The organism is Amycolatopsis sp. NPDC028719 (assembly GCF_055565395.1).
In genome coordinates, this window is the sequence record NZ_JBVHUL010000022.1 from 1 (window position 1) to 10,146 (window position 10,146).

A 10,146-nucleotide genomic window follows, 5' to 3' on the forward strand; every position below is an offset into this window, starting at 1 on the left:
AGAATTGGCACTGGCCCTTCCTTTTGTTTTCCGCCTCTGAATTCCTTTTTCCCGCTTCTGGTGTTGGTTTTGTTGTTTTTCCCCCCCCCCACAAACCCCCCACGACGGCCTGCACCCAGCTACCAAGGAGGGGTATGAGCCCGGCACGGGAAACCATCGGGATCGGGATGGTGGGCCACGCGTTCATGGGTGCGGTGCATTCGCACGCCTGGCGCAGCGTCCACCGGTTCTTCGACCCACCGCTGGTGCCGAGACTCGCCGTGCTCGCCGGCCGCGACGAGGCCCGGGCCACCGCCGCGGCCGCCAAATTCGGCTGGGACGCGGTCGAAACCGACTGGCGGAAGCTGATCGCCCGCGACGACGTCGGCCTGGTCGACGTCTGCACGCCGGGCGACAGCCACGCCGAGATCGCGATCGCCGCGCTGGAGGCCGGGAAGCACGTGCTGTGCGAGAAACCCCTGGCCAACTCGGTGGCGGAGGCCGAAGCGATGGCCGAAGCCGCGCGGAAGGCCCGGGAACGCGGGGTGCGGGCCATGGTCGCGTTCAACTACCGCCGGGTGCCCGCGCTGGCGCACGCCAGGAAGCTGGTGGCGAGCGGGGCGCTCGGCGAGATCCGGCACGTGCGGTCGGTCTACCTGCAGGACTGGCTGTCGGACCCGCAGGCGCCGATGACCTGGCGGCTGCGTCGCGAATCCGCGGGTTCGGGTGCGCTGGGCGACCTCGGCGCGCACATCGTCGACGCCGCCCAGTTCGTCACCGGCGAAGTGGTCACCGGCGTCTCGGCGCTGACGAACACCTTCGTGAAGCAGCGGCCGGCCGAGAACGGCGGGACGGACGACGTGACGGTCGACGACACCGCGTTGTTCCTGGCCCGGCTCTCCGGGGGAGCGGTGGCGAGCTTCGAGGCGACCCGGTTCGCGCTCGGGCGCAAGAACGCGATGCGGCTGGAGGTCAACGGGTCGAAGGCGAGCCTGGCGTTCGACTTCGAGTCGATGAACGAGCTCCAGTGGTACGAAGGCAGCGGTACCGAGGCCGGCTTCCGGCGCATCCTGGTCACCGAGCCGGAGCACCCGTACGTCGGGGTGTGGTGGCCGCCGGGCCACCTGCTCGGCTACGAGCACACGTTCACCCACGAGGTCGCCGACTTCCTCGACGCCATCGGCGCGGGTACCGACCCGGCACCGAGCTTCGACGACGGCCTGCGGGTCCAGCGGGTGCTGGACGCCGTCGAGCAGAGCGCGGCCGCCGAAGCGAAGTGGACCTCGGTGGAGGAGGGGAAGTGAGCCGTCCGGTCACGCTGTTCACCGGCCAGTGGGCGGACCTGCCGTTCACCGAGGTCTGCAAGCTCGCCGCCGAGTGGGGGTACGACGGCCTGGAGATCGCCTGCTCCGGCGACCACTTCGAGGTCGATCGCGCACTGTCCGAAGAGGACTACGTGCCGGGTCGGCTCGCGCTGCTCGCCGAGCACGGGCTCAAGGTGTGGGCGATCTCGAACCACCTCGTCGGGCAGGCCGTCTGCGACGACCCGATCGACGCCCGGCACCGCGCGATCCTCCCGTCCCGCATCTGGGGCGACGGCGAACCCGAGGGCGTCCGGCGCCGGGCGGCCGCCGAAATGGCCGACACGGCGAGGGCGGCGGCGAAGCTCGGGGTGGACACCGTCATCGGGTTCACCGGGTCGAAGATCTGGAAGTACGTGGCGATGTTTCCGCCGGTCACGCGCGATGACATCGTTGACGGCTACGAAGACTTCGCGCGTCGCTGGCACCCGATCCTCGACGTCTTCGACGAGGTGGGCGTCCGGTTCGCGCACGAGGTTCACCCGTCGGAGATCGCCTACGACTACTGGACGACCCAGCGGGCGCTCGAAGCCGTCGGCCACCGGCCGGCGTTCGGGCTGAACTGGGACCCGTCGCACTTCGTCTGGCAGGACCTCGACCCGGTCGGGTTCATCCTCGACTTCGCCGACCGGATCTACCACGTCGACTGCAAGGACACCCGCAAGCGCTTCGACGGCCGCAACGGACGGCTCGGCTCGCACCTGGCCTGGGCCGATCCGCGCCGAGGCTGGGACTTCGTGTCCGTCGGCCACGGCGACGTCCCGTGGGAGGACTGCTTCCGGGCCCTGAACTCGATCGGCTACACCGGCCCGATCTCGGTGGAGTGGGAAGACGCCGGGATGGACCGGCTCCGGGGCGCGGCGGAGGCGGTGAAGTACCTGCGCGAGCACCTGTTCGACCAGCCGTCGGCGGCTTTCGACGCGGCTTTCAGCAATCAGAAATGAGGGAGTTCCATGTGCGGTCATGAAGCTGAGCAGCACTCCCGACGGACATTCCTGAACGTGGCGACAGCCGCCCTGACGGTGGGGGCGGCGGCCATCGCGCTACCTGGCACCGCGGACGCCTCCCCGGCCCGCCGGCGCGTCCCGCTCGACAAGATCAGCATCCAGCTCTACTCCCTGCGTTCCCTCCTGCAGAACGACCCCGAAGGCACGCTCTCCGCGCTCGCCGACATCGGCTACCGGAAGGTCGAGCTGGCCGGGACGTACGGCCGCAGCGCGACCGAGTTCCGCGCCATCCTCGACCGCAACCACATCAAGGCGTCCTCGACGCACGTCGGCATCGACGGTGACCTGAACCAGACCATCGCCGACGCGAAGATCCTCGGCAACCGCTCCGTCGTCGTGCCGTACGCGAACTTCGGCACCATCGCCGAGTGGGAGGCCTTCGCGGGCCGCATGAACACCGCCGCGGTCGCCTTCAAGAAGGCCGGGCTCAAGCTCGGTTACCACAACCACGACCACGAGTTCGCCCCGATCGGCGGCGTGGTCCCGTACGACGTGCTCACCGCGAAGACGAACAAGCGTGACGTCCACCTGGAAATCGATCTCTTCTGGGCGGTGAACGGCGGCGCGGACCCGGTCGAGCTGTTCCGGCGCAACTACCCGCGCGTGACGCAGTACCACGTGAAGGACCGGACCGCGGACGGGCAGATGGTCGACCCCGGCGCGGGAGTCATCAACTTCCCGCGCATCTTCGCCGCGTCCTGCCACACCATCAGCGAGTACATCGTCGAGCACGACCAGCCGACCGACCCGTTGAGCACCGCCAAGGTCGGCTTCGAGTACCTCCGCACCGTTCGGTTCTGACTCCCGGGGGAAAGCACATGCGAGTGTCACGTCGGTCGATGCTGGCCGGAACCGCCGCCGGGGTGCTGGTGCCCGCTATCGGCGTAGGCGCCGATTCGGCGTCGGCGGCGGGTCTGACCCGCAAGATCACGATCTACGCGGAAGCGCTTCCCGGTGGCCTCTACGGCTACGGGCTCGAACCGGGCAAAGCCACGATCCCCGGGCCGCTGCTGGAGATCTACGAGGCCGACACCCTCGAGATCGAGCTGGTCAACCGGACCGACCAGCGGCTGTCGATCCACCCGCACGGCGTCAACTACGACACCGGGTCCGACGGCGCCCCGCTCAACGCGTCGTTCAACAAGCCGGGCGAGACCCGGACCTACACCTGGAAGACGCGGACCCGCTATGAAGCGAGCGGCGGGTTCTGGATGCCGGGCAGCGCCGGGTACTGGCACTACCACGACCACGCGATGGGCACCGACCACGGCAGCGGCGGCCTCGCGCGCGGGCTCTACGGCGGGCTGATCGTGCGCAAGCGCGGCGATCTGCTGCCCAGCCGGCAGTACACCGTCGTGTTCAACGAGATGATGATCAACCACAAGATGGCGCCCGACACCCCGATGTTCGAGGCGCGGCTCGGCGAGCGCGTCGAGTGGGTGTGCATCGGGCACGGCAGCCTGCCGCACACGTTCCACCTGCACGCGCACCGCTGGGCCGACACCCGCACCGGGATGTTGAGCAGTGCCACCGACAACGCCCAGGTCGTCGACAACAAGAACCTCGACCCCGGCGGCTCGTTCGGTTTCCAGGTGATCGCCGGCGAAGGCGTCGGCCCGGGGGTGTGGATGTACCACTGCCACGTCCAGACCCACGCCGACGGCGGGATGGTGGGCCTCTTCCTGGTCCGCAACGCCGACGGCAGCCTGCCGGACGGGGCCCAGGAAGCGATCGACCGGTTCAAGGAGCACGGCCACGCCGGGCACGACATGAACCCCGACGGCCGCACCCACGCTTAGGAGGGATCGATCATGAGGAGACGTTGGTTCGGCCGGCGGATGGCGGTCATGCTCGCCATCGGGTCGGTCCTCGCGGCCGGGGCACCACTGATGGCGATGCCGGTGGCCCAAGCGGCACCGGCGGCGAACGTCGCGGTGAACGTGCTGGTCTTCCACGGCGCGGCGGCCGGTCAGAAGGACCCGGTGCTGCGCGCGGCGGACGCGATCGCGCGGCTCGGGCAGGACAACGGCATCACCGTCACGGCGTCGTCCGACCCCGCCGTGTTCAGCACGGCGAACCTCGCCAAGTACCGCGGCGTGGTGTTCCTGTCCGCGCAGGGCGTGACACTCACACGTGAGCAGGAAGCCGCGCTGCAGGCCTACATGAAGGCCGGCGGCGGGTTCCTCGGCATCTCCGACGCCGCCCGCGCGCAGGACTCGTCCCAGTGGTTCACCGGGCTGATCGGCGCCCGCCCGGTCGGGGCCCGCCCGACGCCCGAAGCGGTGGCGTCGGTGACCGCGAGCGGCGAGAACCCCCCGAACGAGACCAAGGAAAAGCTGGCCGACAACAACGAGAACACGAAGTGGCTGACGTTCTCGCCGACCGGCTGGGTCGCCTACAAGATGGCGGCGCCGGTCGCGGTCAGCAGCTACTCGCTGGTGTCGGCCAACGACTTCGTGGGCCGGAACCCGAAGAACTGGACCCTGCAGGGCTCCGCCGACGGGACCACGTGGACCGACCTGGACACGCGGGCGAACGAGGTGTTCACCGACCCGTTCCAGACCCGGACGTTCACCTTCGCCAACACCACGGTCTACCCGAACTACCGGCTGAACATCACCGCGAACGCCGGTGAGCCGATCATCCAGCTCGCCGACCTCAAGCTGTTCAAGGACACCTCGACGACCCCGCCGCCGCCCGAGCCGGCGCCGCAGCAGGCCGTCGTCGACGTCCTGGACGCCCATCACCCGGCGACCGCCGGCCTGCCGCAGAACTGGACGCGCACCGACCGGTGGCTCAACTGGGAGACCAACCCGGTCGGCACCGTCCACACGGTCGCGCAGGTGGAGGAGAAGGGCTACAACCCGGGCGTCGGCGCGAACGGCGCGTTCCACCCGATCTCCTGGTGCCGCGACTACGACGGCGGCCGCTCCTTCTACACCGGCATGGGCCGCACCGAAGGGTCCTACGGCGAGGCGCAGTTCCGCGACCACCTGCTCGGCGCGTTGCGCTGGACGACCGGGATGGTGCGCGGCGACTGCCAGGCCGGGATCGCGGCGAACTACAAGATCGAACGGCTGACCGGCAAGAACGCCGCCGGGCAGCTCGACCAGATCGGCGAGCCGCACGGGCTCACCATCGCCCCGGACGGCAAGATCTTCTACATCGGCAAGGCGGCCTGCCCGACCGGGCCCGTGGTCAGCTGGGACGACCCGAACGTCGGCCTCGGCTGCGGCACGGTCCACCAGTGGGACCCGGCCACCAAGAAGGTCAAGCTGCTCACGACGTTGCGCGTGATGGGCAACCGGGGCAGCGGTGACGAGCTCGTCAAGAACGAAGAGGGCCTGCTCGGGCTGACGCTGGACCCGAAGTTCGCCGAGAACGGCTACATGTACGCCTACTGGATGCCGCACGAGTCGATCGACCGCGACAAGCGGATCGGCAAGCGCACGGTCTCGCGGTTCACCTACAACGCCACCGCGCAGACGCTCGACCAGGCCACCCGCAAGGACCTGCTGTCCTGGGACGTCCAGATCCACAGCTGCTGCCACGCCGGCGGCGGCATGGCGTTCGACAAGGACGGGAACCTCTACATCGGCTCCGGGGACAACAACTCCTCGGGCGGCTCGAACGGCTACTCGGGCAACAACTGGACGCTCGACTACAAGGGTCTTTCGTTCCAGGACGCCCGCCGCACCGCGGGCAACACCAACGACCTGGGCGGCAAGATCCTGCGCATCCACCCGGAGGCGAACGGGACGTACACGATCCCGCAGGGGAACCTCTTCCCGAACGGGCCGGCGGACAAGACGCGCCCGGAGATCTACGTGATGGGCGTCCGCAACATCTCCCGGCTGCAGATCGACCCGGTGCACAACTGGATGACCGCGGGCTGGGTCGGCCCCGACGCGTCCTCGCCGAGCCCCGAACTCGGGCCGGCGAAGTACGAGACCGCGACGATCATCACCGAGGCGGGCAACCACGGCTGGCCGTACTGCATGGGCAACCGGCAGCCCTACCGCGACCGCAGCAGCACCAACGCCGCGGAGCTGACCGGCTGGTACGACTGCGACAACCCGGTCAACACCTCGCCGCGCAACACCGGCCTGGTGAACCTGCCGCCGATCAAGGACAACATGATCTGGTACTCGCCGGACGGCGGCGGGCCGGTGTTCCCGAAGCGGCCGGGGTCCTCGATCCCGACGTACAACGCGGCGGACGCCACCTACACCCAGCCGTACCTGCGGGGTGGCGGCCAGGCGGTCATGTCCGGGCCGACGTACCACCGCTCGCTGGTCAACACGAACAGCGGCGTGGCGTGGCCGGAGTACTGGGACAACAAGTGGTTCATCGGCGACGAGTCCAACGCCCAGAACCGCGTCGCGGTGACCGTGGACCCGGCGGGCGTGCCGACGCACCAGCCGCCGGTGTTCGCCGAGACGTTCCGGCAGATCATCCCCGGCGGCGCGGGGGACACCCGGGTGCAGAGCTGGATGGACGCCAAGTTCGGGCCGGACGGCGCGCTGTACGTGCTCGACTACGGCAACGGGTTCTTCTCCCTGGACGCCAACCAGAAGCTGCTCAAGATCAGCTACACGGGCGGCGCGCCGACCCCGGCCCCGGCCGCGTCGTCGACCATGGTGCAGAACAAGGCGCTCACGGCGGCGTTCACCGGGTCGAAGTCCGGCGGCGTGTCCTACCGCTGGGAGTTCGGCGACGGCTCGGTGTCCACCCAGGCCGACCCGCGCCACACCTACCCGCGCACCGGGATCTTCACCGCCAAGCTGACCGTGACGTACGCGAACGGTGAAGCGGTGACGACCCGGACCGCGGTGAACGTCGGGTGCGTGGTGGCCGATCCGAGTCCGGTCGTGACCTTGGGCGATGCCATCACGAAGGTGCCCAACCGCAACGCCGGTGGTGGCTGCACGGTCGACGACTTCATCAACGACGAAGGCACGTGGACCACGCACGCCGCGTTCGTCAACCACGTCGAGCAGGCCACCGAGACCCTCGACGAGCTCGGGGTGCTCAGCAGCGCCGAGGCGGCCGAGCTGAACGCGGCGGCGGAGGCGTCGCCGATCGGGAACCCGGGGACCACCGGATACGAGGCGCTCTTCGACGGCACGGCCGAGTCGCTACGGGCTTGGGAACAGGCGCCGTCCGGGCAGTTCTCGCTCCAGCCCGACGGGTCGATCCGGTCGGCCGGCGGGTTGGGCATGCTCTGGTACGCCCAGCGCCAGTTCGGCGACTTCTCGGTGAAACTGCAGTTCAAGGACATCGCCCCGGATCCGAACCGGGCCAACACCGGGGTCTTCGTCCGGTTCCCGGACCCGCGGACGCCGCTGGAGCAGCGGCCACCGGGCAGCTGCGGGACGGTCGGCTCGGCGCGGACGTCGCAGGCGTGGGTCGCGATCTACTGCGGCCACGAGATCCAGATCTACGACGGCGACAGCGGTGAGCCGCAGAAGACCGGGTCGATCTACAACTTCGACCCGCGCCCGCTCGACCAGGCGGGGGCGCGGCCGAAGGCGACCTGGAACGACTACGAGGTCAAGGTCGTCGGCCAGCACTACACGATCATCCGCAACGGCGTGGTGATCAACGAGTTCGACAACACGCCGGGTCAGCAGTCCTCGCGGGCCGGTGATCCGCCGACCGATCTGCGGCAGTTCGTCAGCGGGTTCATCGGGTTGCAGAACCACAGTGACAACGACCTGACCGAGTTCCGCAACATCCGGGTGCGGCAGCTGTAGCGCGACGGGGGCCGGGCGCGCGCCCGGCCCCCGTTCCTCCCAGGAAGGTTTCCCGCGATGTCCCCACGACCGATCGCCGTGCTGCTGGCCGCTTTCCTGGTCTTGCTCGGGCTCGTCACCCCCGCGGTGGCGGCGCCCGCCCAGACCCTGACCTGGACCGCGGGCGACAGCGTCACCGCATACACGTCCGCGCCCACCGGCGCGCTGCCCGGCGAGACCACGATCGTCTTCGAAAACAGCGAAGCCACCGGCAACACGACGGGGATGTCGCACACCCTGACGTTCGACACGTCGACGCCGGGCTACAACCACGACGTCTCGCTGAACGTCCTGGCCAACCCGTTCGACCCGCAGAACGGGCGGCACGAGGCGGTCGTGACGCTCACCCCGGGCAAGTACCGGTACTACTGCACGATCCCCGGGCACTCGACGATGGTGGGGGAGTTCGTCGTCTCCGACGGCGGCGGCGACTCGACCCCGCCGGCCGTGACGGCTGCCGTGGCCGGTGCTCGCGACTCCTCCGGCAACTACATCGAGTCGGCCACGGTGACGCTCTCCGCGACCGACGCGGGATCCGGCGTGGCGTCGGTCGAGTACCAGCTGGACGGCGGTACCTGGACCGCGTACGCGGCGCCGGTGGTGGTTTCCGCTGTGGGCATGCACATGCTCCACTACCGCGCCACCGACGTCGCCGGCAACACGTCCGAAGAAGGCATGGAGCACTTCACGATCGTCGAAGGGCAGGGGGACACGACCCCGCCCACGGTGGCCGCGGCGATCACCGGGCAGCAGGACTCGTCGGGCAACTACGTCGACGTCGCCACGGTCAAGCTGACCGCGACCGACGCCGATTCGGCGGTGGCGTCCGTGGAGTACCAGCTGGACGGCGGGGCGTGGACCGCCTACACCGCACCGGTCGCGGTGACCGGCGCGGGTGAGCACATGGTCCACTTCCGGGCGACCGACGAGGCCGGGAACACGTCCCCGGAGGGCATGTCCCACTTCACCGTGGTGAAGAGCGACACGACGCCGCCGACCGTCACCGCTTCCGTAGCCGGTACGCAGGACGCCGACGGCAGCTACGTCGGCAAGGCGACCGTCACGGTCGTGGCTTCGGACACCGGATCCGGGATCGCGGCGGTGGAGTACCGGGTGGACGGCGGCGCGTGGACCGCCTACACCGCACCGGTTCCGGTGACCGCGCCCGGCGCGCACACGGTCGACTCCCGGGCCCGGGACGTCGCCGGGAACGCGTCGACTCCGGTGAGCGTGTCGTTCACCGTGGTCGCCGGCGGCGACACGACGGCGCCCCTGGCGTCCCTCGCGGTGAGCGGCAAGCAGGACGGCGACTGGTCGTACGTCGGCCAAGCGTCGGTGACGCTGACCGCCACGGACGCCGGGTCCGGTGTGGCCTCGATGGAGTACAAAGTGGACGGTGGGGCGTGGACGCGGTACACCGCGCCGGTGGTCGTCTCCACCCTCGGCGCGCACACCGTGGGTGCGCGCGCCACGGACGTCGCCGGGAACGTCTCGCTGGAGGTGTTCGGTGCGTTCCGGGTGGTCTCGGCGGTGCCGCCGCCGGACGCCTGCCCGGTCTCGGACACCCGGGAGACGGTGGTGATCGGCGGGGTCGACAGCCAGGTGGAGAACATCGACATCGGCAACGGCTGCACGCTCAACGACGTCATCGACGAGAACGCGGAGTACGCGTCGCACGACCGGTTCGTGAAGCACGTGAAGGCGGTGACGCAGGAACTGGTGGCGAACGAGGTGCTGTCTTCGGGTGACCGCAACCGCATCGTGACGGCGGCGATCGAGTCGGACATCGGCGGCGCGCCCACCGCCGGTGCCCGGGCCGGCGACGTCAGGAAGCTGCTGTAGCCGCTCGCACTTCGCACAGGGCCTCCTGGGCGGGGGGGGGGAAGGCGGGGGGGGGGGCGGGGGGGGGGCCGGGGGTGGAGGGTAGCGTGAGGACGAGGGGGACGAGCGGGGCGGCACCGACGGGGGCAGGAGTGTGGGCAACGCGTAGTTTCCGTGATTTTC

Annotated in this window: 6 protein-coding genes; all 6 read left to right on the plus strand. The window is 69.7% G+C overall.

Annotation, left to right across the window (positions count from 1 at the left end):
- Positions 1 to 134 precede the first annotated feature (134 nt).
- From ACZ4TR_RS49220 to ACZ4TR_RS49245, 6 genes are read left to right on the plus strand one after another with little or no spacing between them, the layout of a single operon-like run.
- Positions 135 to 1,283 (plus strand): Gfo/Idh/MocA family protein, encoded by a 1,149-nt coding sequence (locus tag ACZ4TR_RS49220; protein WP_465296131.1) that lies wholly within the window; start codon positions 135 to 137, stop codon positions 1,281 to 1,283.
- The gene (locus tag ACZ4TR_RS49225; protein WP_465296133.1) at positions 1,280 to 2,284 is read left to right on the plus strand and encodes a sugar phosphate isomerase/epimerase family protein; all 1,005 of its coding nucleotides are present in this window, start codon (positions 1,280 to 1,282) and stop codon (positions 2,282 to 2,284) included. Before ACZ4TR_RS49220 ends, ACZ4TR_RS49225 begins: the two co-directional genes overlap by 4 nt.
- Before the next feature lie 9 nt (positions 2,285 to 2,293).
- Positions 2,294 to 3,148, plus strand: a complete 855-nt coding sequence (locus tag ACZ4TR_RS49230) for a TIM barrel protein (protein ID WP_465296135.1) — start codon at positions 2,294 to 2,296, stop codon at positions 3,146 to 3,148.
- A 17-nt stretch (positions 3,149 to 3,165) separates the two neighbouring features.
- Positions 3,166 to 4,146: a multicopper oxidase domain-containing protein gene (locus ACZ4TR_RS49235; protein ID WP_465296137.1), complete on the plus strand. Its 981-nt coding sequence runs from the start codon at positions 3,166 to 3,168 to the stop codon at positions 4,144 to 4,146.
- Between the two features lie 12 nt (positions 4,147 to 4,158).
- The gene (locus ACZ4TR_RS49240; protein WP_465296139.1) at positions 4,159 to 8,103 is read left to right on the plus strand and encodes a ThuA domain-containing protein; all 3,945 of its coding nucleotides are present in this window, start codon (positions 4,159 to 4,161) and stop codon (positions 8,101 to 8,103) included.
- A 57-nt stretch (positions 8,104 to 8,160) separates the two neighbouring features.
- Positions 8,161 to 9,984, plus strand: a complete 1,824-nt coding sequence (locus tag ACZ4TR_RS49245; RefSeq protein ID WP_465296140.1) for a cupredoxin domain-containing protein — start codon at positions 8,161 to 8,163, stop codon at positions 9,982 to 9,984.
- Positions 9,985 to 10,146: the final 162 nt, after the last annotated feature.

Excerpts from the sequence above, each read along its gene's own strand:
- ACZ4TR_RS49220 (WP_465296131.1), top strand. The coding sequence starts at position 135 with ATGAGCCCGGCACGGGAAACCATCGGGATCGGGATGGTGGGCCACGCG.
- ACZ4TR_RS49245 (WP_465296140.1), top strand. The coding sequence starts at position 8,161 with ATGTCCCCACGACCGATCGCCGTGCTGCTGGCCGCTTTCCTGGTCTTG.
- ACZ4TR_RS49235 (WP_465296137.1), top strand. The coding sequence starts at position 3,166 with ATGCGAGTGTCACGTCGGTCGATGCTGGCCGGAACCGCCGCCGGGGTG.
- ACZ4TR_RS49240 (WP_465296139.1), top strand. The coding sequence starts at position 4,159 with ATGAGGAGACGTTGGTTCGGCCGGCGGATGGCGGTCATGCTCGCCATC.
- ACZ4TR_RS49230 (WP_465296135.1), top strand. The coding sequence starts at position 2,294 with ATGTGCGGTCATGAAGCTGAGCAGCACTCCCGACGGACATTCCTGAAC.